The sequence below is a fragment of the Pseudomonas sp. CC120222-01a genome, from assembly GCF_003097235.1.
Taxonomy (GTDB): domain Bacteria; phylum Pseudomonadota; class Gammaproteobacteria; order Pseudomonadales; family Pseudomonadaceae; genus Aquipseudomonas.
Genome location: NZ_QEQQ01000026.1, coordinates 42688 through 65861 on the forward strand (window position 1 = coordinate 42688; position 23174 = coordinate 65861).

Genomic DNA, 23174 nt, shown 5'->3' on the forward strand with positions numbered 1-23174 from the left:
GGCTCAGTTCCCCTTGCTCAGGCTGACGGACTCGGCCTCGTGGCCATCATCGGCGGCGGACAGCGGCCGCGCCGGCGTGCGTGTGGTGCCGGGGCCACCGGGGTTGTGCTCGTCACCCTCACCGGTCTGCGGGCCTTTGCGCACCAGGCGCATCATGTAGCCAAGGCCGGTGCCGAACAGGGCGAAGTACACCACCACGAACGCCACCAGGGTGAAGCCAAGCTGTGCATAACTGTGGTTGGACACGCCATCGGCGGTGCGCATCAGGCCATACACCACCCACGGCTGGCGGCCGATTTCGGTGGTGAACCAGCCGGCGAGCAGCGCGATCAGGCCGGACGGGCCCATCCACAGCGCAACAAGCAGGAACGGCCGCGAGGTGTAGAGGGTGCCGCGCTTGCGCAGCCACAGGCTCCACAGGCCGACGAAGATCATCAGGAAGCCGAGACCGACCATGACCCGGAACGACCAGAACACAATGGTCGAATTAGGCCGGTCTTCAGGCGGGAATTCCTTCATCGCCGGCACCTGCTTGTCCAGGCTGTGGGTCAGGATCAGGCTGCCGAGCGCCGGGATCTCGACCTTGAAGCGAGTGGTTTCGGCCTTCATGTCGGGGATGCCGAACAGGATCAGCGGAGTCGGCTCACCGGGCACGTTCTCCCAGTGGCCTTCGATCGCAGCGATCTTCACCGGCTGGTGCTTGAGCGTGTTGAGCCCATGGAAGTCACCAATCACCGCCTGGATCGGGGCCACGATCAGGGCCATCCACATGGCCATCGACAACATCTTGCGCACGGCCGGGTTGTCACGCCCGCGCAGCAGGTGCCAGGCCGCCGAAGCGCCGACGAAGAATGCCGTGGACACGAACGCAGCGGTGGCCATGTGCATCAGGCGATAGGGGAATGACGGGTTGAATACCACCGCCAGCCAGTCCACCGGCACCACCCGGCCATCGATGATCTCGTGGCCCTGCGGGGTTTGCATCCAGCTGTTGGAAGCAAGAATCCAGAAGGTTGAGACCAGGGTGCCGAGCGCGACCATCACCGTGGAGAAGAAGTGCAGGCCACGGCCAACGCGGTTCCAGCCGAACAGCATGACGCCGAGGAAACCGGCCTCGAGGAAGAAGGCGGTGAGCACTTCATAAGTGAGCAACGGGCCGGTGACGGCGCCGGCGAAGTCGGAGAATCGGCTCCAGTTGGTGCCGAACTGGTAGGCCATGACCAGGCCAGAGACCACGCCCATGCCGAAGTTGACGGCGAAGATCTTCGACCAGAAGTGGTAGAGGTCACGGTAGACCTGGTTGTGGGTCCGTAGCCAGAGGCCTTCGAGGACTGCCAGGTAGCTCGCAAGGCCAATGGTGATGGCCGGGAACAGGATGTGGAACGACACGGTAAAGGCAAACTGCATTCGGGCGAGCTCTAAGGCCTCTATTCCGAACATGGTGCTTCCTCTTCAGATAATCCGGCGTCCGGGCTTGTGGCCCCGTCGCCCACTGCCCCCACGGTAGTCGAGTGCGGCACATTGGAATTGTTCTGTTCGATCGCAGGGATTCCGGCCCAAGGGCCAATTCGTTAGATCTGGAACGATTGATCCAGATCAACGATTGCTAGGAAGCATAGTCCCGAATGGCCCGCTGGGCCGTGTGGTTGATTGCCGCGTGACCCGTTGCCCCACCCTCTTTCACGCCACGTGAAAAAGTGCCGATCACGGCAAACAGTAACCGTTTGTTACAAACAGATGATACGCTGCGGGCCCCTCTACTGCGCCGAGGCCAACAGGTTTCCGATGTCCGATTCCGCACCGCAGTTGTTGCGTCATCACCGCCCTTTCATCGCCTTCTGGCTGGCCCGGGTGTTCACCGCCAGCGGCTTCCAGATGCTCACCGTGGCCATTGGCTGGCACCTCTACCAGCTGACCGGCAACGTGCTCGACCTGGGCCTGGTCGGCCTGGTCGAGTTCGCCCCGCGGGTGCTGTTCATGCTGCACACCGGGCACGTTGCCGACCGCTATGACCGGCGCAAGGTCGCGGCGCTGTGCCAGAGCCTGCAGGGGCTGATCGCCCTGGCGCTGGCGGTGGGCAGTGCCACCGACAACGTCAGCCGCGAGCTGATCTTCGCCCTGGCCTTCCTGCTCGGTGCCACCCGCTCGTTCGAGATGCCGGCGACCCAGGCGTTGCTGCCCAACGTGGTGCCGCCGGGGCTGTTCCCGCGGGCGGTGGCGGCCTCGGCCTCGGCGACCCAGGCGGCCACCATCGTCGCCCCGGCCGTGGGCGGCTTCCTGTACGCCTTTGGCAGCATCTGGGTGTACGGCCCGACCGTCGCCCTGTACGCCATCGCCTGCCTGTTGATGCTCAGCCTCGACTCGCGCCAGCAGGTGCCGCAGAAAGGCCGCGCCAGCATCGAGTCGCTGATGGCCGGGATCCGCTTCATCCGCAGCCGGCCGGACATCCTCGGGGCAATCTCGCTGGACCTGTTCGCCGTGTTGCTCGGTGGCGCCACCGCCCTGCTGCCGGTGTTCGCCAAGGACATCCTGCTCACCGGCCCGTGGGGCCTGGGCCTGCTGCGTTCGGCGCCGGCGGTCGGGGCACTGCTGATGTCGCTGTGGCTGGCGCGCTTCCCGGTCGAGCGCAAGGTCGGCCGCACCATGTTCACCGCCGTTGGCCTGTTTGGCGTGGCCACTATCGCCTTCGGCCTTTCGACCTCGTTCTGGTTTTCGCTGGCAGTGCTGGTGGTGCTGGGCGCGGCGGACATGATCAGCATGGTGATCCGCGGTGCCTTCGTGCAGTTGGAGACGCCGGATGAGATGCGCGGGCGGGTGAGCGCAGTGAACGGGTTGTTCATCGGTGCCTCGAACCAGTTGGGTGAGTTCGAGTCCGGGGTGACGGCGCACTGGTTTGGCACGGTGCCGGCAGTGGTGCTGGGCGGCGTGGGCACGCTGGTGGTGACCGGGGTGTGGATAAAACTGTTCCCCACCTTGGCCAAGCGGGACCGTTTGCACGACGCTTGATCGTTCGCCTGTGCCGGCCTCTTCGCGGGCACGCCCGCTCCCACAGGTTCACAGATTTGCGCTGTACCTGTGGGAGCGGGCTTGCCCGCGAAGAGGCCGGTACAGGCTATAGAGCCCCCATTCCCCAACGGCGATAGGCCCCCGCCGAGCATGCTGGTATGATGCGCGGCTTTTTTCCGCCCCACACAAAACCACGGCATCCGCTACGGTCTGTGCTTTGCTGATGGGGTCGATACATTCACGGCGCGAGAGCGCCCTGGGGAGCGGGCATGCTGGAAAGGCTGTTTCAACTAAAAGCACACAACACCAATGTGCGTACCGAGATTCTTGCGGGCGTCACCACCTTCCTGGCCATGGCCTACATCCTGTTCGTCAACCCGAGCATCCTCGGCGAGACCGGCATGGACAAAGGCGCGATCTTCGTCGCCACCTGCCTGGCCGCTGCCATCGGCTCGACCACCATGGGCCTGATCGCCAACTACCCGATCGCCCTGGCGCCGGGCATGGGCCTGAACGCGTTCTTCACCTACACGGTGGTCCTGCACATGGGCCACACCTGGCAGGTGGCACTGGGCGCGGTGTTCCTCTCGGCGGTGATGTTCTTCCTGTTGTCGATCTTCCGCATCCGCGAATGGATCGTGAACAGCATCCCACTGCCACTGCGCTCGGCGATTGCTGCGGGTATCGGCCTGTTCCTGGCGTTCATCGCCCTGCATAACGCCGGCATCGTCGTCGATAACCCGGCAACCCTGGTGGGTCTTGGCGACCTCAAGCAGCCGGCGCCGATCCTGGCCACCCTGGGCTTCTTCCTGATCGTCGGCCTCGAGTCGCTGAAGGTCCGTGGTGCGGTGCTGATCGGCATTCTGGCCGTGACCATCGCCTCGATCCTGATGGGCGTGACGCCGTTCGGCGGCGTGGTCTCGATGCCGCCATCGCTGGCGCCGACCTTCCTCCAGCTGGACATCAAGGGCGCCCTCGACGTGGGCCTGGTCAGCGTGATCTTCGCCTTCCTGTTCGTCGACCTGTTCGACAACTCCGGCACCCTGATCGGCGTGGCCAAGCGCGCCGGCCTGATGGGCAAGGACGGCCACATGCCGAAGATGGGCCGTGCCCTGATCGCCGACAGCACCGCCGCCATGGCCGGTTCCCTGCTGGGCACCTCGACCACCACCAGCTACATCGAATCCGCTGCTGGCGTGAGCGCCGGGGGCCGCACCGGCCTGACCGCCATCGTGGTCGCCATCCTGTTCCTGCTGGCGCTGTTCTTCGCCCCGCTGGCCGGTAGCGTGCCGGCCTTCGCCACCGCCCCGGCGCTGCTGTTCGTCGCCGTGCTGATGGCCTCGGGCCTGGCGGAAATCAACTGGGACGACGTCACCGAGGCCGCACCGGTGGTGGTGACCGCCCTGGCGATGCCGCTGACCTACTCGATCGCCAACGGCATCGCCTTCGGCTTCATCTCCTGGACCGCCGTCAAGCTGATCTCTGGCCGCCACCGCGACCTGAACCCGGCCCTGGTGATCCTTTCCATCCTGTTCGTCATCAAGCTGGGCTGGTTCAACGCATGAGTGCTGTCTTCGATCCCTCCGCCTACGACACCCAGCTGGAGGACAAAGTCGCCCGCCTGCGCGAGCTGCTGGCGCCCTTCGGCGCACCGGAACCGGCCGTCTTCGACTCACCGCGCGAGCATTACCGCCTGCGCGCCGAGTTCCGCCTGTGGCGCGAGGATGGCCAGCGCCACTACGCGATGTTCGCCCCGGGCGACAAGCACAAGGCGATCCTGATCGACGACTTCCCCATCGCCAGCCAGCGCATCAATGAGCTGATGCCGCGCCTGAAGGCCGCCTGGCAGAACAGCGAGGAACTGGGCAATCGCCTGTTCCAGGTGGAGTTCCTCACCACCCTCGCCGGCGATGCCATGGTCACCCTGTGCTACCACCGCCCGCTGGACGAGGCCTGGGAAGTGGCTGCACGCCAGCTCGCCGCCGACCTGGGCGTGAGCGTCATCGGCCGTTCGAAGGGCAAGCGCCTGGTGATTGGCCGCGACTATGCGGTGGAAAAGCTCGATGTCGCCGGTCGTGTCTTCAGCTACCGCCAGCCAGAAGGCGCGTTCACCCAGCCCAACGGCGCAGTGAACCAGAAGATGCTGAGCTGGGCGTTCGAGGCCATCGGCGAGCGTGAGGACGACTTGCTGGAGCTGTATTGCGGCAACGGCAACTTCACCCTGCCGCTGGCCACCCGCGTGCGCCAGGTGCTGGCCACCGAAATCAGCAAGACTTCGGTCAATGCCGCACTGAGCAACCTCGACGAGAACGCTGTGGATAACGTGCGGCTGGTGCGCCTGTCGGCGGAAGAGCTGACCCAGGCGCTGAACGACGTGCGGCCGTTTCGCCGGCTGGAAGGGATCGACCTGAAGAGCTATGAGTTCGGTACCGTGTTCGTCGACCCACCGCGTGCGGGGATGGACCCGGATACCTGCGAGCTGACCCGGCGCTTCGAGCGGATCCTGTACATCTCGTGCAACCCGGAGACGCTGGCGGCGAACATTGCCCAGTTGCAGGACACGCACCGCATCGAGCGTTGTGCGTTGTTCGACCAGTTCCCCTATACCCACCACATGGAAAGCGGCGTCCTGCTGGTTCGGCGCTGACTGTCAGATCGCCGGGGCCTCTTTGAGGCCCCAGCATTCACTCAGAAGTCGAAGAAGACCGTCTCCCCTTCCCCCTGAATACGGATATCGAAACGATACGCCGTCTTCCCATCTACCTCGCAACGCTTGGCAATCAAGGTCTCGCGGCGCTGCGGCTGCTCGATCAGGTTGAGCACCGGGCACTTGGCATTGGCCTCGGCCTCATCATCGAAATACAGACGGGTATGCAGGTGGATGTTGATCCCCCGGGCAAACAGGCTGATGTTGATGTGCGGCGCCATTGGCACACCCGCAGCATTGTTCACCACACCCGGCTTGACCGTGTGCACGGTCCACTCACCGGCATCGAAGGTGGTGGCGGTGCGGCCGAAGCTGTTGAAGGCGTTTTCCAGGTTGTAGGCATCCTGGTAATCGCCGTTAGCGTCGGCCTGCCACAGTTCCAGGAACGAATCACGCACCAGGTGGCCGTTGCCGTCATACACCTGGCCGATCAGCAGGATGTGCTCGCCCGCAGCGTCGGGCTTGGCCAGGCGGTTCCAGATTTCCTGGTCGCGGGTCGGGTTGCCGGCCGCTTCCAGGGCCAGGCCGATGTGCACGTAGGGGCCGGCGGTCTGCGAGGGGGTTTCCGGCAGCAGTTCGATTGGCATGGCGGGGTCCTCAGCAGTTTTCGAAGTGGGTCTTGCGCTGGCCGCGCAGCACGATGTCGAAGCGGTACGCCAGGCAGTCCATCGGGTTGGCGTTGCTCATGTCGAGCTTGGCGATCAACTGCTGTACGGCTTCGGGGTTGGCGATCGACTTGACGATCGGGCACATCGGGATCAGCGGGTCACCTTCGAAATACAACTGGGTGATCAGCTTGGTGGCGATCGACGGGCCGCTGATGGCGAAGTGGATATGCGCCGGGCGCCAGTCGTTCGGGCCGTTGCGCCATGGGTACGGGCCCGGCTTGATGGTGCGGAAGCTGTAGTAGCCGTCGCGGTCGGTCAGGCAACGGCCAACGCCACCGAAGTTCGGGTCCAGCGGCGCCAGGTAGCGGTCGTTCTTGTGGCGGTAGCGGCCGCCGGCGTTGGCTTGCCACATCTCCACCAGGGTGTTCGGCACAGGCTTGCCGTACTGGTCGACGACGCGGCCGGCAACGATGATGCGCTCGCCGATCGGCAGGCCACCGTTGTTGAAGTTCAGCAGCAGGTCATGGTCGTGGGCACCGAAGCCCAGGTGGGAAAAGTCCGGGCCAGTGGTTTCACTGATCGACTGCGGGATGCTGACCAGTGCCTGGCGCGGCGAGCGGGCAATGGAAGTCTTGTAGTCGGGCGTCAGGGCCTTGGGGTGCCAGTTGCGATCACGGATCACGAAGCGGCTGTTGTCCTGGGCGGGCATGCCGGATTCCTCTCTTGGAATTATGAGAACGCCTGTCACGGCAGGCGGACTTGCAGTTTCAGATAGGTCGCGCGGGAAGAATATTGAAATCAACCGTCCATTACATAACCAAATGGTTATGTATTAGTGGCTTTGGCTGGGGTGATCTAATCTTTATCCCCATGTTTCACGCTCTGGAGAGCACCTCATGGAATGGCGAAAAGGCCGGCGCAGCGACAACGTGGTCGATGCCCGCGGCGAAGGTGGTGGCGGTGGCGGCATGCGCTTTGGCGGCGGCAAGGGGCTGGGGCTCGGCGCAGTGCTGCTGATCGTCGGCATCGGCTGGCTGACCGGCCAGGACCCGCTGCAGATCCTTGGCCAGCTCGCCGGGCAGATGGACCAACAGCAACAGCAGGCAGCGCCAAGTGGTGCCGGTGGCAAGGCGCCGCCGGCCAATGACGAACAGGCGCAGTTCGTCGCCTCGATCCTCGGCGACACCGAAGACACCTGGAAGGCCTTGTTCGCCCAGGCCGGCAAGCAGTACCGCGATCCCAAGCTGGTGCTGTTCAGCGGCCAGGTGAATTCGGCCTGCGGTTTTGCTTCTGCGGCGGTCGGCCCGTTCTACTGTCCGGCGGATCAGCGGGTCTACCTGGACATGTCGTTCTTCCGCGAGATGGAAACCCGCTTCGCTGCGGCCGGCGACTTCGCCCAGGCCTATGTGATCGCCCACGAGATCGGCCACCACGTGCAGACCTTGCTGGGGGTATCGGCCAAAGTCGATGCCGCGCGGCGCAGTGGCCAGCGCATGGAAGGCGACAATGGCCTGCTGGTGCGCCAGGAGCTGCAGGCTGACTGCCTGGCCGGGGTATGGGCGTATCAGGCGCAGAAGCGGTTGAACTGGCTGGAGCCCGGCGATGTCGAGGAGGCCCTGAATGCGGCCAATGCCATTGGTGATGATCGTCTGCAGCAGCAGGGCCAGGGGCGCGTGGTGCCCGATTCGTTTACCCATGGCACCTCGGCGCAGCGGGTGCGCTGGTTCAAGGCCGGGTTTGCCCAGGGTAATGTGAACAGCTGCGATACCTTCAGCGCGCGTAGCCTTTGAGAGCATGGGGCCGCTTTGCGGCCCTTCGCGGGCATGCCGCTCCCACAGGTTTTCACATAGTTACAAATCAGCTGAAAAAGCGATTCAGCTTTCCCTTCCTCGTGCCGATAACACCTGCACGAATCAGCGGGCTCCCCAGAACAACAACGCCCTGCGATCGATGATCAAGTGAGCGAATGAATTTTCTGGAGAGCGTGCATGAACAGCTGGTTCGCCAATATCAGCGTCAACCTCAAACTCGGCCTGGGCTTCGGCCTGGTGCTGTTTCTAACCGGCCTGCTGGCCCTGACTGGCTGGACCAGCCTGGGCAGCCTGATCGACCGCAGCAACTGGATGGGCGACATCGGCCAGCTCAACAAGGACCTGACCGACCTGCGCATCTCGCGCCTGCAGTACATGATCGCCAACGGCGATGAAACCGCCGCAGCCAACACCCAGGCCAAGCTCGACGCGTTCAGCAAGCAGCAGCAATACCTGGTCACCACCTTCACCAGCCCGGCCAACGTCGCGCTGCTCAAGGAGCTGGGGCAGACCATCAGCGAGTACAAGGTGTCGCTGAACAAGATGCGCGCCGGCTACAAGAGTTCGCTGGCCGCCCGTGATGCGATGAACGTGTCGGCGGCCAAGGCCGATGACGCCATGGAAGTCCTCAGCCAGGACGTCATGTCCCGCCCCGAGGGCGACAGCGTGCGCCTGGCCCAGTACCAGCTGATCAGCAAGGCGCGCCAGCAACTGCTGCAGGTGCGCATCGACGTGCGCGGCTACATCGCCGAAAACTCCGCCGCCAACGAGCAGGCGGCCCTGCGCCAGCTGGAAGGTAGCCTGACCGACATCGAAACCCTCAAGCGCCAGCTGCCGGCCGAAGCTACCCGTGTGCAGCAGTTCGAGCAGTCGGTGCTGGCCTATCGTGATGCCGTGCGCCAATTCCGCGATGCGGTTGCCGACATCACCGTTGCCCGCGCGGAAATGACCGTGCAAGGTGCCGATATCGTCAAGCGCAGTGACGCGCTGTACAGCATCCAGCTGGAACGCCGTGACGCCGAGAGCATTCAGGCCCGCAGCCTGCAGACCATCGCCACGCTGCTGGCACTGCTGGCTGGCGTGATTGCGGCCGTGGTCATCACCCGCCAGATCACCCGCCCGCTGCGCGATACCCTGCAAGCCGTGGAACGCATCGCCGGTGGCGACCTGACCCACGACCTGCGCGTCACCCGCCGCGACGAAATCGGCGTGCTGCAACAAGGCATCGCGCGCATGGGCACCACCCTGCGCGAGCTGATCAGCGGCATCCATGACGGCGTCACCCAGATCGCCAGCGCCGCCGAAGAGCTGTCGGCGGTGACCGAACAGACCAGCGCCGGCGCCAACAGCCAGAAGGTCGAGACCGACCAGGTGGCCACCGCCATGCACGAAATGGCGGCCACCGTTCAGGAAGTGGCGCGCAACGCCGAGCAGGCTTCGCATGCTGCCACCGGTGCCGACGACGAGGCCCGTGCCGGTGACCGCGTGGTGGGCGAGGCGATCAGCCAGATCGAACGCCTGGCCGAAGAAGTGCACCGTTCCACCGAAGCCATGAACCTGCTGCAGCAGGAAAGCCAGAAGATCGGCAGCGTGATGGACGTGATCAAGTCGGTGGCCGAGCAGACCAACCTGCTGGCGCTCAACGCCGCGATCGAAGCGGCCCGTGCCGGTGAAGCCGGCCGTGGTTTCGCCGTGGTCGCCGACGAAGTGCGTGGCCTGGCCCAGCGCACGCAGAAGTCCACCGAAGAGATCGAAGAACTGGTGGCCAGCCTGCAGCACGGCACCCAGCAGGTGGCCAATGCCATGCAGGGCAGCCGCACGCTGACCGACAGCAGCGTCGAGCTGGCGCGCAAGGCCGGTGCCTCTCTGGAGAACATCACCGGTACGGTATCGAGCATCCAGTCGATGAACCAGCAGATCGCGGCGGCGGCCGAGCAGCAGAGCGCGGTGGCTGAAGAGATCAGCCGCAGCATCCTGAATGTGCGGGATGTGTCCGAACAGACTGCAGCGGCCAGTGATGAAACGGCAGCGTCCAGCGTCGAGCTGGCGCGCCTGGGTGGTCAGTTGCAGATGCTGGTCAGCCAGTTCCGCGTCTGACTTTCAGATCCTGGGGCCGCTTTGCGGCCCTTTCGCGACACAAGGCCGCTCCTACAGGAAATCGCGTTTCACTGTAGGAGCGGCCTTGTGTCGCGAAAGGAGGGCAAAGCCCTCCCGGCAATCTCGAATATTATTTGACGATCATCCCCACCCCGCGCCCACGCGGATCCGAAGCGGTCTCAAGCTGCGCGCCGTTGACCCGGATCGCCTGGATATCGCCCATCTCCCAGCCCTGATCCTCCAGCACATAGCCCATCTTCTTCAGTTCATCAGCCACCGGCCCGGTCAGCGGCGCGTAGCTGTCGAAGTAGATGGTGTCCTTGGGCAGCAACTGATGGTGCACACGCTGCGCCGCCACGGCCTTCTCCAGCGGCATGCCGTAGTCGTACAGGTTGTTCATCACCTGGAAGATCGAGGTGAAGATCCGCGAACCACCCGGGGTACCGATCACCAGTTCGACCTTGCCATCGCGGGTCATCAGGCTCGGGCTCATCGACGACAGCATGCGCTTGCCCGGCTCGATGGCGTTGGCGTCACCGCCAACCACGCCAAAGGCATTCGCTGCGCCAGGCTTGGCGCTGAAGTCGTCCATCTCGTCGTTGAGCAGGAAGCCCGCGCCCTTGACCACCACGCCGCTGCCGTAATCGAGGTTGAGGGTGTAGGTGTTGCTGACGGCGTTACCCTGCTTGTCGACGATCGAGAAGTGCGTGGTCTGATGCGGTTCCAGGCCCGGCTTGACCTTGTCGGTCTCGGAGATGGCTTTCGGGTTGACCTGCGCGGCGCGCTTGGCCAGGTAGTCCTTGGCCACCAGCTGGTCGACCGGCACCTTGGTAAACGCCGGGTCGCCGAGGTAGTCGGCACGGTCGGCGAACACGCGCTTTTCAATCTCCGAAAGCAGGTGGATGTACTGCGCCGAGTTGTGCGCCACGCCCTTGAAATCCGCCGCTCGGTCTTCCTTGATGCCCAGCAGCTGGGCCAGGGCCACGCCGCCGGAGCTTGGTGGTGGCGCGGTGTAGACCACATTGCCGCGCCAGCTGATGGCGATCGGTTCGCGCCACACGGCCTTGTAGTCTTTCAAGTCTTCCTTGGTGATCAGGCCCTTGTCAGCTTGCATCTGCGCCACCAGCAGGTCGGCGGTCTTGCCTTGGTAGAACTCGCTCACGCCCTTGTCGGCGATGCGTTCGAGGGTCTGGGCCATTTCCGGTTGTTTGAACAGTTCACCGACCTTCATGTTGCCGAAATAGTCGTTGAAGTTAGTCGCAGTCTTGAACATGCCCTGGGCATCGTTGCGATATTGGTACTGCTTTTCGGCAACTTTGAAGCCGTTTTTCGCGTAACCGATGGCCGGGGTCAGCAACTCGCTCCAGGGCAGCTTGCCGAACTTCTGGTGGGCTTCCCACAGGCCCATCACCGTGCCAGGTACGCCTGCGGCGCGCACGCCGACCAGGCTCAGGTTCTCGATCACCTCGCCCTTGTCATCCAGGTACATGTTGCGCGAGGCGGCCTTGGGCGCCACTTCGCGGTAGTCGAGGAAGTATGGTTTGCCGTCGACGAACAGGGTCATGAAGCCACCGCCGCCGATGTTGCCCGCCTCGGGGTAGGTCACCGCGAGGGTGAAGGCCGTGGCCACTGCCGCGTCTACCGCGTTGCCGCCCTTCTTGAGAATGTCGGCGGCCACCTGTGCACCATATTGATCGGGCGCAGCCACAGCGCCGCCTTCCAACGTGGCGGCGTACGTCGAGGAACAGCTCAGGATCGCGGCTGCCAGAGCCAGGTACTGGAACGGGACAATACGCATGACACTTCCTTGGTGTTGTTTTTGTTGAGCAGTCAGTAAGGCCGAAGCGCTCTGACTGTGCAATCAAACGTAGGAAGTTTCGCCGCCTGTGGACAGAATTTGTCGCGTTCAGGCAACTCAGCAGGCGTACATCGACAGTTTGCGCTGGATGAAATCGAGGAAGCACTGGATACGCAAGGCCAGCTGCGTGTTGCGGTAGTACACCGCGTGAATCGGCTGGCGATAGCCGTTGTTGGCCTCGCTCAGCAGCACCTTGAGGCGGCCGGCGCGGATGTCTTCGTGGGTCATGAAGTGCGACAGGGCGACGATGCCCTCCCCGGCCAGCGCCAGCTGGCGCAGGGTCTCGCCGCTGGAGGCGATCAGCGCCGGGCGGATGCCCCAGCGGTCGCCCTGGGCGTGGCGCAACGGCCACTGGTTGAGCGACTCGGGCTGGCTGAAGCCGAGCAGTGTGTGACTGTTCAGGTCTTCGACTTTTTCCGGAGTGCCGTGTTGTTCCAGGTACGCCGGGCTTGCCAGCACCTGTACCGGGCTGCAACCGAGCGAGCGGGCATGCAGGCTGGAGTCGGCAAGGTCACCGATGCGGATGGCCACGTCGGTGCTCTGCTCCAGCAGGTCGATGATCAGGTCGTCGGTGTTGAGTTCCAGCTCGATGCCGGGGTACTGGCGGCGGAACTCGCCGATCCACGGCAGGATGGCGTGCAGCATGAACGGCGCCGCGGCGTTGATGCGCAGGCGCCCGGACGGGGTCTGCCGGTTCATCGACAGGCGCTCTTCCATTTCGTCCATCTGCTCCAGCACCAGGCGCGAACGTTCAAGGAAGAAGCGGCCTTCTTCGGTGAGGTCCATGCGTCGGGTGGTGCGGTTGACCAGGGTGGTGCCGAGCTTGGCCTCCAGGCGTGACAGCGTGCGGCTGACGGCCGATGGGGTCTGGCCCATCTGCTCGGCAGCCGCGGAGATCGAGCCGCAGTCGATGACGGCGACAAATACCTGGAGTTCTTCGGATCGGGTTTTCACTTGAGCGCCTGTGCTGGGTCCGTGCAGGGATTAGATCGCCTTGCCGAACACCTTGTCCAGATGAGCCTCATAGGCTGCCAGGGCTGTCGGCACATCCGGGCGCTTCATCACATCTACCGCCAGGAAGGTCGGCAGACCGGTCATGCCGAGGAACTGGTTGGCCTTGTGGAACGGGAAGTACACCGCATCCACGCCCTTGCCCTCGAAGAAGTCGCTCGGGTCATCGAACGCTTGCTGTGGCGCGTTCCAGGTCAATGACAGCATGTACTGCTTGCCGTGCACCAGGCCACCGCTGCCGTACTTCTGCGAATGGTCGGAACGGGTGCGGCCATCGTTGGCATAAAGGCTGCCGTGGCCAGCGGTGAAGACATCGTCGATGTACTTCTTCACGGTCCACGGTGCGCCCATCCACCAGCCTGGCATCTGGTAGATGATCACATCGGCCCAGAGGAATTTCTCGACCTCGTCCTGGACGTCGTAACCACCATCGATGAAGGTCTGCTGTACGTCGAAACCGGCACGGTCCAGATGGGCCAGGGCGGCGTCGTGCAGGGTCTGGTTGAGACGGCCGTCGGAGTGAGCGAACTGTTTGCCGCCATTGAGCAGAAGGATCTTTTTCATGCTGGGCCTCGGGGTCATAAATGGATGACCGGCACAGTAATGGCTCGCGGGCGTGGGATACAGCAGGTGCTGGGCAAAAAACAATTGACCTGAAGTCACGAATGCAAACTGGATTATTGCCGTAGAATCGATTCACCCTTCATTTCTGAGTAAACGATCAATGAGCGAGCAGCACGCATTCATTCTCAAGGCCAAGACCCGTCCGGAAATGGCCGAAGCCTTCGAAACCCTCTTCCGCGCCTACGTCGAACCCAGCCGCCAGGAACCGGGCTGCATCGAATACCACATGCTGCGCGACCAGCAGGACCCGAGCCTGTTCGTGTTCTATGAGGTGTGGGCCGACAAGGCAGCGCTGGACGTGCACTCGGCACTGCCGCACATGGTCGCGTTCTTCGAAAAGCGCATGGACTACCTGGAGCGCGATTTCGACATCCAACCGATCGTGATGCTCAGCGCCTCGTCCGCTAACCGTTGATCAGCAGATGGCCGCCCAGCGCGGCCAGGCCGATGAAGAAGCAGCGCTTGAACAGCGCTGCGCTGATGCGCTGGCGCAGCCACTGGCCAGCGAGCATGCCCAGCAGCGCTGGCGCCAGCATCAGCAGAGAAGCACCCAGCGCTTGCCCACCCAAGGCATCCTGCCCGGCCAGGCCAAAGGCCAGCGCCAAGGTCGAGACCGTGAACGACAGGCCCAGTGCCTGGATCATCTCGTCACGGTTCAGGCCCAGGCTCTGCAGGTAAGGCACCGCAGGCATCACGAACACGCCAGTGGCCGCAATGACCACACCGGTCACCAGCCCACAGACCGGCCCCAACCACCCTTCCCGCTCCGGTGCCACTCGCAGGGCTGGACCTGCCAGCCCATACAGCGCGTAGATCACCAGCGCCGCCCCCAATGCATGCACCGCCCAAGGACCGCTGTTGATGCCCAGCCAGGCACTGCCCAGCAAGGTACCGAAGAAGATCATCGCCAGCATCGGCCCAAGCCTGCGCAGCAGCGCCGGCAGATGCCCACCGGCTGCGAGTTGCCAGAGGTTGGTGAGCGTCGACGGAACGATCAGCAGCGCCGCAGCCTGCGCCGGTGGCATAGCCAGCCCCAGCAAGCCCATGGCGATGGTCGGCAGGCCCAGGCCAATCACACCTTTGACGGCACCGGCCAGCAAGAAGGTGACGACCACCAGCAGCGTCAATGCCGGGCCAATGTTCTGGTAGAAAGCGATCAAGGTATTCATGGTCGCCATGATGGAATGCCACAGAAGGACTGAAAATCTGCCATATACTCAGCCAGACTCTTGCCAGGACAGAGGCAGATGCATTTCGACCTGATCGACCTCCGGCTTTTCCAGCACACCGCCGAGTGCGGCAACATCACCGCCGGCGCCCGCCGCAGCCATCTTTCGCTGCCAGCGACCAGCGCACGTATCCGCGCCATGGAGGCGTCACTGGGAACGCCGTTGCTTGAGCGCAACCGTCGTGGCGTGCAGCCGACACCGGCCGGCCAAGCGCTGTTGCAACATGCGCGGTTGATCGGCCAGCAGGTCGAGCGCCTGCAGTTCGACCTGGCCCACTATGCACGCGGCCAGCAAGGCCAGGTGCGGCTGTTGTGCAACACGGCGGCGCTGACCGAGTACCTGCCGGAGCTGCTGGCCAGCTACCTTGCCGACAACCCCGGGATCAGCATCGATGTGCAGGAGCTGCCGAGCCTGCGCATCGTGCAATCGATCACCCAGGGCATGGCTGACCTGGGCATCATTTCCACCGCCGCACCCAGCGCGCATCTGCAGACCCTGCCCTTTCGCGATGACCCGCTGGTGCTGGTGACACCACTGGATCATCCCCTCGCCTCAGAACCCGCCCCGAGCTTTGTCGACTGCCTTGCCCATGGCCACGTCGGGCTGGGGGTGAACAGTGCCCTGGCGTTGTATCTGGAGGAACAGGCCCTGCGCGAAGGCCACCGCATGCAGGTACGCGTGCGGGCCGAAGGGTTTGACGGGGTGATTCGCATGGTCGCCGGTGGTGCGGGCATCGGCGTGGTGCCGCTGGCATCGGTACAGCGCTGGAAGGGCGTGCTGCCGATGCATTGGGTGGCACTGCGGGAAGACTGGGCCAACCGGCGGCTGCTGTTGTGTGCGCGGGATTTTGCCGGGTTACCGGGCTATGCGGCGGGGTTGGTTGAGCGACTGATGCAAGCGTGAACGCCCAACGTCGCCTGAGCTGACGTATTTGCGGCGGTTCGGCGCCCCGATTCACCCGCTTCCAAACTGATGGATTGCAAAGCCGACTCGTTGTTCAGTGCGCGAGCGCCAGCTCTCGCAGTGCAGCTGAGGCGAGAAATCCGGAACGGGAGGCATACCGATGATCACGCTTCACTTTTTCGTCGATCCGCTGCAGCAAGTTTTCCGGAAGTGTTGCATTGAACCGCACGGCCTTCCCCAGATAGGGCGTTACATCGAAATCAACGACAGCCCAGACCCCACCGGCAAAATCGGGATTCGCCACATGGACATCGACTTCCTGTGCTTGCGGTAGAGCCTCGTTATCGGCAACCAGGCCCTCAAAATGAAGCGCCAGCGCCTCCTGAACGTTCTCTAGCGCCTGGGCGACAGTCAACCCGGCAGAGAAGCAGCCGGGCACATCGGGAATGGTCACGCCGTAATCCGAATCGGCGTCCTTGTGTAATACGACCGGAAATTTCATTGCGCGCCTCCACTGATGTTCGCGCTGACGAAGCCACTGGACGGCTTCAAGCCAGCTTGTTTCAAGATGCTGTGTACGGTGCCTTTAGGCAGATCGCTCTTGGGATGAGGAACTGTCACCCTCCCTTTCTTGAACGGATGCCTGAACTGGTGATGGCTGCCCTTCACCTCGACTTCATACCACCCATCCGCCTCAATGAGCTGGATCACTTCACGACTGCGCATTCACCCTTCCTTCGGCAGTCGATGTGTATGATACACACCGAATTGACCAAAACGAAGCGCAGTACACACTATGCACACGTCAGGCGACCAGCGGATGGTTCAGTTCACCCAGTAGGCTTCAACTTATAGCTCTGTAGGAAACCTGCATTCCTCCCGTATACCCCCAGGGGGTATCACTTCAGATAAGACCGCAACAACGCCGCCACCTTGTCCGCCTCTTCCTGCCGCTCCTCGGCGCTCAGCCCTTCCGCGACCAGGTGTTCGCGGATGTGCCCTTCCATCACTTCGGTCATCAGCCCGTTCACCGCGCCGCGCACGGCGGCGATCTGCTGGAGGATCGCCAGGCAGTCCTTGTCTTGCTCCAGCGCGGTTTCCAGGGCAGCGGCCTGGCCTTTGATCTTGCGCACGCGGGTCAGCAGCTGCTTCTTGCTCTTGATCGTATGTGCCATTCGCTTTCACACCATGCTAGGTATACTGGGGTATAGTATATTTCTCGACATTCCGGGAGCATGATAAACCATGGCGACACAAACCTCAGGCCGCTGGCAGCACAGTCACCAGTTCCACACCAGTAACCTTGGCGCCGAGCGCAAGACACGCCTGGCCGTGTGGCTGACGGCGATCATGATGGTGGCGGAAATCGCCGGTGGCTGGTTCTTCAACTCCATGGCCCTGCTCGCCGACGGCTGGCACATGAGCTCGCACGCCCTGGCGCTGGGGCTGTCGCTGCTGGCCTACGCTGCCGCACGCCGTTATGCCAAGGACCAGCGCTTCGCCTTCGGCACCTGGAAGATCGAGATCCTCGGCGGCTACTCCAGCGCCCTGCTGCTGCTCGGTGTGGCCGGGCTGATGGCCTTCCAGTCGGCCGAGCGCCTGCTGACGCCGGGGCCGATCCACTATGACGAGGCGATCTTCATTGCGATGATCGGCCTGGCCGTGAACCTGATCTGTGCCTGGCTGCTGCGCGACGATCACGATCATCACCACCATGGTCATGGCCATGACCATCATCACGACCACGGCCATCATCACCACGACCTGAACCTGCGCTCGGCCTACCTGCATGTGATTGCCGACGCCGCCACGTCGGTGCTGGCGATCGTCGCCCTGCTGGCCGGCAAGTTCTGGGGCGCCAGCTGGCTTGACCCGGTGATGGGCCTGGTCGGGGCTGTGCTGGTGGCGCTCTGGGCCCGTGGCCTGCTGCGCGATACTGGTCGCGTCTTGCTGGATGCCGAGATGGATGCGCCAGTGGTCGAGGAGATTCGCGAGGTTGTCGCCGAACTGCCGGTACCCGCCACCATCACCGACCTGCACGTGTGGCGCGTAGGCAAGGACCAATACGCCTGTATCCTCAGCCTGGCCACCCAGGCGGCATTGAGTGCCGACAGCGTGCGCCAGGCACTGGTTGTGCACGAGGAACTGGCCCATATCACCGTCGAGGTCAACGCCCTGGCATAGCGCGGGCAGGCAGCTGGACGTCGAGCCCAGGCAACTGCGGCTCGGCCATAGGCCCTATGGTGACGAGTCATTCAGCCAGTCACCAGGAGTTGTGCCATGTCCGATTTCATCACCGTCCTGCGCGAAACCTGCCCGACGCCGGTCGTGGACGCCACCAAGTGGAAGCGCATCGGCGGCGATCCGCACACCGTCAACCTCAACGCCTACCTGTCGGCCGACGGCAGCAAGATCATGGGCACCTGGATCTGCACCCCGGGCAAGTTCGAGGTCAACTACGAGAAGTGGGAGTTCTGCCACTTCCTCGATGGCTACTGCATCATCACCCCGGAAGGCGAAGAGCCGAAGCACCTGAAAGCGGGTGATGTGTTCGTGATCGAACCGGGGATGAAAGGCACCTGGGAAGTGGTCGAGACCGTGCGCAAGTACTTCGTCTTCGCCTGATTTATTGCCAGCGCGATGTAGGCCCTGTGGAAAACGCGAAACTTCCTACAGGGCCATCACTATGTTGAACAGCGGTATCAAAAATAGCTAAACAGATGTAAAACCAATGAACTTCGGCAACATCTTCTAACATTTACCCTCAGCTTGAATCCCCCTGCTTGTAGTCCTTTTCTGAATTGCTCCACACCGCCCCATAGCGTATTGCCCTCGCACTCTCCCAGACCTAGCCTGCACGGGTCGCCCGATTCGCCGGGCAGCATTGCCCATCCAAAACAATGTCAAGGAGAGTAATCATGGCATTCGACGCCTACATTCAGATCGACAGTATTCCAGGCGAAGCACTGGACGAGAAATACAGCAAATGGATTGAAGTGCTGGGCTATGACTTTGGCGTCAGCCAAAGTGCATCTGCCACTGCCAGTTCCGCGGGTGGCGCTACATCGGGCAGGACTTCTGTCACCAACTTCACTTTCACCAAATACCTCGACAACGCCAGTTGCAAACTGATGGAAGCCAGTTGCACAGGCCTGCACCTGAAAGAGGTGAATCTCGCCCTCTGCCGCGCTGGCGGCGACAAGCTCAGATACTTCGAAATCATCCTCGAAGAGGTGATCATCGCCGAATATTCGCAGGCCGTGGACTCCGGAGTGCCACTAGAAGTGGTTCAGCTCAATTACGGGCGGATCAAGACCACCTACACCCAGCAGCGCCGCCACGATGGCAGTGGCGGCGGCAATATCGCTGGAGGCTGGGACCGCATCGGCAACAAAAAATACGCGTGAGGGTGCTGCCATGTCTGAAGCCCGCGCGTACCTCAATCTCAAGCTGCAAAACTATCACAGGCTGAAATCCGATCTGGTGCTGAGCGGTCATGCCCTGGAGAAGTTTGACGTGCTGAATTCACACATCGCCAATACCGTGGTCCGTAGCGGCGAACTTATCATCATCGGCGACCCCACCACGGCCTCCTGCACCAGGCAGGAAGCCTGGATGATGAGGCAGGCCGCGATTGTGCATATGGGGTTGATGCGCAACGGCCAGGGTGTGGATAACTTTTTCCTAGATAATTTCGAGACGTTGAAGAGCCTCATTGCGCATGTCTCCATGGGTGCTGGCGTGGTCAGTGAAGGGTGGAGCAAGCACCTGAAAGCTATCGAGGCCACCTTGATGGATATCGAGAAGCTGCACCAACAGCATCTCGGGTCAGGGACCATGGCGGCTCGTGATCAGTTCTATGCCAAGCGTTCGGCGTTGTTTAGGAGACTGGATGAACAATTAGAAAAGCTGGCCGCTTACGGTTCAGGGCTAAAGAACAAAGGTTCGATCAAAAGGACGTTAGGGATATCCACAAAGAGTTATTTGCATACAGGCGAGATTGCTGGATATGCCAATAAAGTCTCAGGCGTGGCGACGGCTGCTAATTTGATCAAGAAAGGAACGTACGTGGGGATTGCGTTAGACGTCGCTGCTACGGGCCTGGAGATACATAAAGCCTGTACACTCGGACGCGAGGAGGAATGTAGAAAGGCACAGTATGTTGAGATTAGCTCTTTAACCTTCGGCATAGGAGGTACAACCGTTGGGGCTATCGTTGGCAAACGTATTTTAGGTGCGGCTTGCGGCGTGATTTTTGGCGTAGCAACTAGGGGAGCCGGAGGCCTCGCTTGCGGGATTTTCGGCGGTACAGCAGGGGGAATGGCAGGCGGCAAGCTGGGAAATGAAGTAGGAGCTGAAATTGGAGAAGTTCTATACGAGACGGTAACAAAATGACAATTATCCACGTGGCCTTTTTAGTGCACGGCCTAATCTTCATAACATTGACTTTTTCAACCCTGACAATAACGATCTATATTGCCCACCGCAAAATCGATCACATTGAAAGTTTCTTATCAAACTGTGATATGGTAACGGGTGAAAAAGAGTTATGGCAACATGCTGGACTGATGGGAAAAATCATACGACTGACCAATATTTCATTTATCCTCCTCACCCCCAAGATTTACACAAAAAGAAAACTAATCGATATCGACGAAATCAATAAGCTACCTTCGAAAATCAAGACCCCCCTCATCGCTATAGGCGTTGGATTCACGACATCATTTATTGCACTTTTAGGACTAGGTGTTTTCATGCATTACTTACCCCCCTTACCTAAATAATTCCCAAAAAAACACCGCAGTACGGGCCCCCTCCCCTCTGGTGCGCAGTTACAGAGGGAAGGCCGCCCGCCCCGCGATGAAGTCCTCGCTCGTCAATCCTTCTTGCGGTACCCCTCGACGATCGCCGAAAAGTCCTTGCCGCCTTCACCGCGCAGGCTCATCGCCTGGTAAAGCTGCTGGGCCACAGCACCGAGGATCACCGGCTGGTGTGCCTGGCGCGCAGCCTCGGTGGCCAGCCCCAGGTCCTTGAGCATCAGTTCGGCGCCAAACCCACCGGTATACCCACGCGAGGCAGGTGCAGTCTCGATAATGCCCGGCCACGGGTTGTAGGTATCGGAGCTCCAGCAGCGTCCCGTCGAGCTGTTGATGATCCCTGCCAGCACCTTGGTGTCGATGCCCAGCGCATTACCCAGGGCCATGGCCTCGGACACGCCGATCATCGAGATGCCCAGCAGCAGGTTGTTGCAGATCTTGGCGATCTGCCCGGTACCCACTTCACCGCAGTGCACGATGTTGCGGCCCATCTGCTCCAGCACCGGCTTGAGCGTGGCGAACAGCTCGGTGCTGGCGCCGACCATGAAGGTCAGCGTGCCCGCCGCCGCGCCGCCGGTACCGCCGGACACCGGCGCATCACCCATGTCCACACCCTTGGCCGCAGCGGCCTTGGACACATCACGTGCGGTCTGCGGGTCGATGGTGCTGCAGTCCAGCGTCGGCGTGCCTGGGCGGATGCCCGCCAGCACACCGTCGTCTTCGTTGAGGTACACGGCGCGCACATGGGCTGCCGCCGGCAGCATGGTGATCACCAGCTCGCTGCTGGCCGCCGCGTCCCGGGGCGAAGCGCTGACCTGCCCGCCCAGTTCGGCGAGTTCGGCCAGCACGGTCTTGTTCAGGTCGAACAGGTTCAGCTGATGCCCGGCCTTGATCAGGTTGCGGGCCATGGGTGCGCCCATGTTGCCCAGGCCGATGAATGCGATACGCATGACAAGCTCCTTAGCGCAGGCTGATGGTGGTGTTCACACCGTCGTTGACGCTGTCGTCATCGAACCAGCGGGCGGTGACGGTCTTGGTCTGAGTGTAGAACTGCACCACTTGCTTGCCGTACGGGCCCAGGTCGCCGAGCTTGGAACCGCGCGAGCCAGTGAAACTGAAGAACGGTACCGGTACCGGAATCGGGATGTTGATACCGACCTGGCCGATGTCGATCTCGCTCTGGAACTTGCGCGCCGCCGCGCCGCTCTGGGTGAACAGGCCAGTGCCGTTGCCGAACGGGTTGGCGTTGACCAGGGCGATGGCTTCGTCGAGGGTGTCGACTTCCAGGGTCACCAGCACCGGGCCGAAGATTTCCTGGGTGTACACCTGCATGTCGGTCTTCACCCCGGAGAACAGGGTCGGGCCGACGAAGTTGCCTTGCTCGTAGCCCGGCACCTTCACCCCACGGCCATCGAGTTCGAGCTTGGCGCCTTCCTGGATGCCACTTTCGATCAGGCCCAGCACCCGCTCCTTGGCGCGCTTGGAAACCACCGGGCCGACATCGGTGCCCGGCTCGCAACCGGCGTTGACCTTGAGCTTGCTCGCCGCGTCCTTGATGTCTGGCAGCCACTCACGCGCCTTGCCCACCAGTACCGCCACCGAAGTAGCCATGCAGCGCTGGCCTGCTGCACCGAAGGCAGCACCGACCAGGGCGTTGACGGTTTGCGTGCGGTTGGCGTCAGGCAGCACCACAGCGTGGTTCTTCGCGCCCATCATCGACTGCACGCGCTTGCCGTGCTGGCTGGCCAGGTTGTAGACGTGGGTACCGACTTCGGTGGAGCCGACGAAGGAAATCGCCTTGATGTCCTGGTGGGTGCAGATCGCATCCACCACCTGTTTGCCGCCGTGCACCACGTTCAGCACACCGGCAGGCACACCGGCTTCCAGCGCCAGCTCGACCAGCAGCATGGTCGACAGTGGGTCCTGCTCGGACGGCTTGAGGACAAAGGTGTTGCCGCAGACGATGGCCATCGGGAACATCCACAGCGGAATCATCGCCGGGAAGTTGAACGGGGTGATGCCAGCGCACACACCGATCGGCTGGCGCAGGGTGTAGGTGTCCACGCCACCGGCAACGTTCTCGGCGAACTCGCCCATCTGCAGGGTGCCGATGGAGGCCGCATGCTCGACCACTTCCAGGCCGCGGAAGATGTCGCCTTCGGCGTCGGCGAGGGTCTTGCCCTGCTCGGCGCTGAGGACCTGGGCGATGCGCTTGGTGTGTTCGCGGATCAGCGCCTGCAGCTTGAGCATGATGCGCATGCGTGCCCCAATCGGGGTGTCACGCCAGGTCTTGAAGGCACGCTGGCCAGCGGCCACGGCGGCATCCACTTCTTCGACGGTGGCGAACGGTACCCGCGCCAGCACCTCTTGGGTGGCCGGGTTGACGATATCGCGCCATTCGCTGGTTTTCGACTCGACCCACTGGCCGTCGATCAGCAGCTTGACCTGCTCGACCTTGGTCTTGTCAGGGGATTGTGGTGCGTTCATCTGCGTTCTCCTTGGA

24 protein-coding genes are annotated in these 23174 nt (G+C 62.4%); 12 read left to right on the forward strand and 12 right to left on the reverse strand.

Going from position 1 to position 23174, the window contains the following annotated elements; all coding sequences use genetic code 11:
* Window positions 1-3: 3 nt before the first annotated feature.
* Complete coding sequence (locus N430_RS24890) at window positions 4-1440, reverse strand: cytochrome ubiquinol oxidase subunit I (protein WP_110639457.1); 1437 nt, start codon at window positions 1438-1440, stop codon at window positions 4-6.
* A 345-nt stretch (window positions 1441-1785) separates the two neighbouring features.
* On the opposite strand from N430_RS24890, the gene N430_RS24895 reads away from it, so the two are divergent.
* The 3 genes from N430_RS24895 (at window position 1786) to trmA (ending at window position 5653) form a co-directional block, all read left to right on the forward strand.
* On the forward strand, window positions 1786-3006 hold the full coding sequence (locus tag N430_RS24895) for an MFS transporter (protein ID WP_110639458.1): 1221 nt from the start codon (window positions 1786-1788) through the stop codon (window positions 3004-3006).
* 269 nt (window positions 3007-3275) lie between these two features.
* Window positions 3276-4571, forward strand: a complete 1296-nt coding sequence (locus N430_RS24905) for an NCS2 family permease (RefSeq protein WP_110639459.1) — start codon at window positions 3276-3278, stop codon at window positions 4569-4571.
* Window positions 4568-5653 (forward strand): tRNA (uridine(54)-C5)-methyltransferase TrmA, encoded by a 1086-nt coding sequence (gene trmA / locus N430_RS24910; RefSeq protein WP_110639460.1) that lies wholly within the window; start codon window positions 4568-4570, stop codon window positions 5651-5653. The genes N430_RS24905 and trmA overlap by 4 nt, the downstream gene beginning before the upstream one ends.
* A 41-nt stretch (window positions 5654-5694) precedes the next feature.
* On the opposite strand, the gene pcaG is transcribed toward trmA, so the two are convergent.
* Together pcaG and pcaH are read right to left on the reverse strand one after the other, a co-directional pair.
* Entirely contained in the window at window positions 5695-6300 is a 606-nt protein-coding gene (pcaG, locus tag N430_RS24915) for a protocatechuate 3,4-dioxygenase subunit alpha (RefSeq protein ID WP_110639461.1), read from the reverse strand.
* Between the two features lie 10 nt (window positions 6301-6310).
* Window positions 6311-7030 (reverse strand): protocatechuate 3,4-dioxygenase subunit beta, encoded by a 720-nt coding sequence (gene pcaH / locus N430_RS24920; protein ID WP_051100860.1) that lies wholly within the window; start codon window positions 7028-7030, stop codon window positions 6311-6313.
* A 187-nt stretch (window positions 7031-7217) separates the two neighbouring features.
* Between pcaH and N430_RS24925 the strand changes: the two genes are divergently transcribed.
* A complete protein-coding gene (locus N430_RS24925; protein ID WP_110639462.1) occupies window positions 7218-8111 on the forward strand; it encodes a neutral zinc metallopeptidase in 894 nt (297 codons plus the stop codon).
* Window positions 8112-8309: 198 nt separating this feature from the next.
* Complete coding sequence (locus tag N430_RS24930) at window positions 8310-10229, forward strand: methyl-accepting chemotaxis protein (protein ID WP_110639463.1); 1920 nt, start codon at window positions 8310-8312, stop codon at window positions 10227-10229.
* 130 nt (window positions 10230-10359) lie between these two features.
* Here the strand turns inward: N430_RS24930 and ggt are convergent, their stop codons facing one another.
* From ggt to N430_RS24945, 3 genes are all read right to left on the reverse strand, one after another.
* The gene (gene ggt, locus N430_RS24935) at window positions 10360-12027 is read right to left on the reverse strand and encodes a gamma-glutamyltransferase (protein ID WP_110639464.1); all 1668 of its coding nucleotides are present in this window, start codon (window positions 12025-12027) and stop codon (window positions 10360-10362) included.
* Between the two features lie 117 nt (window positions 12028-12144).
* Window positions 12145-13041: a LysR family transcriptional regulator gene (locus tag N430_RS24940; protein WP_110639465.1), complete on the reverse strand. Its 897-nt coding sequence runs from the start codon at window positions 13039-13041 to the stop codon at window positions 12145-12147.
* Window positions 13042-13071: 30 nt separating this feature from the next.
* On the reverse strand, window positions 13072-13662 hold the full coding sequence (locus tag N430_RS24945; RefSeq protein ID WP_110639466.1) for an NAD(P)H-dependent oxidoreductase: 591 nt from the start codon (window positions 13660-13662) through the stop codon (window positions 13072-13074).
* Window positions 13663-13822: 160 nt separating this feature from the next.
* Here N430_RS24945 and N430_RS24950 point away from each other — a divergent pair, with 160 nt between their 5' ends.
* Window positions 13823-14137 carry a putative quinol monooxygenase gene (locus N430_RS24950; RefSeq protein WP_110639467.1) on the forward strand — a complete coding sequence of 105 codons (315 nt, stop codon included), beginning with the start codon at window positions 13823-13825 and terminating at the stop codon, window positions 14135-14137.
* Here the strand turns inward: N430_RS24950 and N430_RS24955 are convergent.
* Window positions 14127-14891 (reverse strand): sulfite exporter TauE/SafE family protein, encoded by a 765-nt coding sequence (locus tag N430_RS24955; protein WP_110639486.1) that lies wholly within the window; start codon window positions 14889-14891, stop codon window positions 14127-14129. The genes N430_RS24950 and N430_RS24955 overlap by 11 nt on opposite strands.
* Before the next feature lie 78 nt (window positions 14892-14969).
* On the opposite strand from N430_RS24955, the gene N430_RS24960 reads away from it, so the two are divergent.
* Window positions 14970-15854, forward strand: coding sequence for a LysR substrate-binding domain-containing protein (locus tag N430_RS24960; RefSeq protein ID WP_110639468.1), 885 nt, complete (start codon window positions 14970-14972; stop codon window positions 15852-15854).
* A gap of 94 nt (window positions 15855-15948) precedes the next feature.
* On the opposite strand, the gene N430_RS24965 is transcribed toward N430_RS24960, so the two are convergent.
* The 3 genes from N430_RS24965 to N430_RS24975 all read right to left on the reverse strand — a co-directional run bounded on the left by N430_RS24965 (window position 15949) and on the right by N430_RS24975 (window position 17029).
* Window positions 15949-16356, reverse strand: coding sequence for a type II toxin-antitoxin system HicB family antitoxin (locus N430_RS24965; protein ID WP_110639469.1), 408 nt, complete (start codon window positions 16354-16356; stop codon window positions 15949-15951).
* Complete coding sequence (locus N430_RS24970) at window positions 16353-16580, reverse strand: type II toxin-antitoxin system HicA family toxin (RefSeq protein WP_110639470.1); 228 nt, start codon at window positions 16578-16580, stop codon at window positions 16353-16355. The genes N430_RS24965 and N430_RS24970 overlap by 4 nt, the downstream gene beginning before the upstream one ends.
* Window positions 16581-16753: 173 nt before the next feature.
* On the reverse strand, window positions 16754-17029 hold the full coding sequence (locus tag N430_RS24975) for a metal/formaldehyde-sensitive transcriptional repressor (RefSeq protein WP_110639471.1): 276 nt from the start codon (window positions 17027-17029) through the stop codon (window positions 16754-16756).
* Between the two features lie 70 nt (window positions 17030-17099).
* Between N430_RS24975 and dmeF the strand changes: the two genes are divergently transcribed.
* From dmeF to N430_RS25000, 5 genes are all read left to right on the forward strand, one after another.
* Window positions 17100-18038 (forward strand): CDF family Co(II)/Ni(II) efflux transporter DmeF, encoded by a 939-nt coding sequence (gene dmeF / locus N430_RS24980; RefSeq protein ID WP_110639472.1) that lies wholly within the window; start codon window positions 17100-17102, stop codon window positions 18036-18038.
* A 96-nt stretch (window positions 18039-18134) separates the two neighbouring features.
* Complete coding sequence (locus tag N430_RS24985; RefSeq protein ID WP_003258412.1) at window positions 18135-18479, forward strand: cupin domain-containing protein; 345 nt, start codon at window positions 18135-18137, stop codon at window positions 18477-18479.
* A gap of 293 nt (window positions 18480-18772) precedes the next feature.
* The gene (locus N430_RS24990) at window positions 18773-19261 is read left to right on the forward strand and encodes a type VI secretion system tube protein Hcp (RefSeq protein ID WP_110639473.1); all 489 of its coding nucleotides are present in this window, start codon (window positions 18773-18775) and stop codon (window positions 19259-19261) included.
* A gap of 10 nt (window positions 19262-19271) precedes the next feature.
* Complete coding sequence (locus N430_RS24995; RefSeq protein ID WP_110639474.1) at window positions 19272-20249, forward strand: hypothetical protein; 978 nt, start codon at window positions 19272-19274, stop codon at window positions 20247-20249.
* Window positions 20246-20638, forward strand: coding sequence for a hypothetical protein (locus tag N430_RS25000; protein ID WP_110639475.1), 393 nt, complete (start codon window positions 20246-20248; stop codon window positions 20636-20638). Before N430_RS24995 ends, N430_RS25000 begins: the two co-directional genes overlap by 4 nt.
* Window positions 20639-20730: 92 nt before the next feature.
* On the opposite strand, the gene mmsB is transcribed toward N430_RS25000, so the two are convergent.
* Both mmsB and N430_RS25010 read right to left on the reverse strand, forming a co-directional pair.
* Window positions 20731-21621, reverse strand: a complete 891-nt coding sequence (gene mmsB / locus N430_RS25005) for a 3-hydroxyisobutyrate dehydrogenase (protein ID WP_110639476.1) — start codon at window positions 21619-21621, stop codon at window positions 20731-20733.
* Between the two features lie 10 nt (window positions 21622-21631).
* Window positions 21632-23158, reverse strand: coding sequence for a CoA-acylating methylmalonate-semialdehyde dehydrogenase (locus N430_RS25010; RefSeq protein WP_103448979.1), 1527 nt, complete (start codon window positions 23156-23158; stop codon window positions 21632-21634).
* Window positions 23159-23174: the final 16 nt, after the last annotated feature.

What these genes read in the sequence shown, in the direction of transcription:
- N430_RS24890 (WP_110639457.1), bottom strand. Translation starts at nt 1,440, where the DNA reads ATGTTCGGAATAGAGGCCTTAGAGCTCGCCCGAATGCAGTTTGCCTTT.
- N430_RS24895 (WP_110639458.1), top strand. Translation starts at nt 1,786, where the DNA reads ATGTCCGATTCCGCACCGCAGTTGTTGCGTCATCACCGCCCTTTCATC.
- N430_RS24905 (WP_110639459.1), top strand. Translation starts at nt 3,276, where the DNA reads ATGCTGGAAAGGCTGTTTCAACTAAAAGCACACAACACCAATGTGCGT.
- trmA (WP_110639460.1), top strand. Translation starts at nt 4,568, where the DNA reads ATGAGTGCTGTCTTCGATCCCTCCGCCTACGACACCCAGCTGGAGGAC.
- pcaG (WP_110639461.1), bottom strand. Translation starts at nt 6,300, where the DNA reads ATGCCAATCGAACTGCTGCCGGAAACCCCCTCGCAGACCGCCGGCCCC.
- pcaH (WP_051100860.1), bottom strand. Translation starts at nt 7,030, where the DNA reads ATGCCCGCCCAGGACAACAGCCGCTTCGTGATCCGTGATCGCAACTGG.
- N430_RS24925 (WP_110639462.1), top strand. Translation starts at nt 7,218, where the DNA reads ATGGAATGGCGAAAAGGCCGGCGCAGCGACAACGTGGTCGATGCCCGC.
- N430_RS24930 (WP_110639463.1), top strand. Translation starts at nt 8,310, where the DNA reads ATGAACAGCTGGTTCGCCAATATCAGCGTCAACCTCAAACTCGGCCTG.
- ggt (WP_110639464.1), bottom strand. Translation starts at nt 12,027, where the DNA reads ATGCGTATTGTCCCGTTCCAGTACCTGGCTCTGGCAGCCGCGATCCTG.
- N430_RS24945 (WP_110639466.1), bottom strand. Translation starts at nt 13,662, where the DNA reads ATGAAAAAGATCCTTCTGCTCAATGGCGGCAAACAGTTCGCTCACTCC.
- N430_RS24950 (WP_110639467.1), top strand. Translation starts at nt 13,823, where the DNA reads ATGAGCGAGCAGCACGCATTCATTCTCAAGGCCAAGACCCGTCCGGAA.
- N430_RS24955 (WP_110639486.1), bottom strand. Translation starts at nt 14,891, where the DNA reads ATGAATACCTTGATCGCTTTCTACCAGAACATTGGCCCGGCATTGACG.
- N430_RS24960 (WP_110639468.1), top strand. Translation starts at nt 14,970, where the DNA reads ATGCATTTCGACCTGATCGACCTCCGGCTTTTCCAGCACACCGCCGAG.
- N430_RS24965 (WP_110639469.1), bottom strand. Translation starts at nt 16,356, where the DNA reads ATGAAATTTCCGGTCGTATTACACAAGGACGCCGATTCGGATTACGGC.
- N430_RS24970 (WP_110639470.1), bottom strand. Translation starts at nt 16,580, where the DNA reads ATGCGCAGTCGTGAAGTGATCCAGCTCATTGAGGCGGATGGGTGGTAT.
- N430_RS24975 (WP_110639471.1), bottom strand. Translation starts at nt 17,029, where the DNA reads ATGGCACATACGATCAAGAGCAAGAAGCAGCTGCTGACCCGCGTGCGC.
- dmeF (WP_110639472.1), top strand. Translation starts at nt 17,100, where the DNA reads ATGGCGACACAAACCTCAGGCCGCTGGCAGCACAGTCACCAGTTCCAC.
- N430_RS24985 (WP_003258412.1), top strand. Translation starts at nt 18,135, where the DNA reads ATGTCCGATTTCATCACCGTCCTGCGCGAAACCTGCCCGACGCCGGTC.
- N430_RS24990 (WP_110639473.1), top strand. Translation starts at nt 18,773, where the DNA reads ATGGCATTCGACGCCTACATTCAGATCGACAGTATTCCAGGCGAAGCA.
- N430_RS24995 (WP_110639474.1), top strand. Translation starts at nt 19,272, where the DNA reads ATGTCTGAAGCCCGCGCGTACCTCAATCTCAAGCTGCAAAACTATCAC.
- N430_RS25000 (WP_110639475.1), top strand. Translation starts at nt 20,246, where the DNA reads ATGACAATTATCCACGTGGCCTTTTTAGTGCACGGCCTAATCTTCATA.
- mmsB (WP_110639476.1), bottom strand. Translation starts at nt 21,621, where the DNA reads ATGCGTATCGCATTCATCGGCCTGGGCAACATGGGCGCACCCATGGCC.
- N430_RS25010 (WP_103448979.1), bottom strand. Translation starts at nt 23,158, where the DNA reads ATGAACGCACCACAATCCCCTGACAAGACCAAGGTCGAGCAGGTCAAG.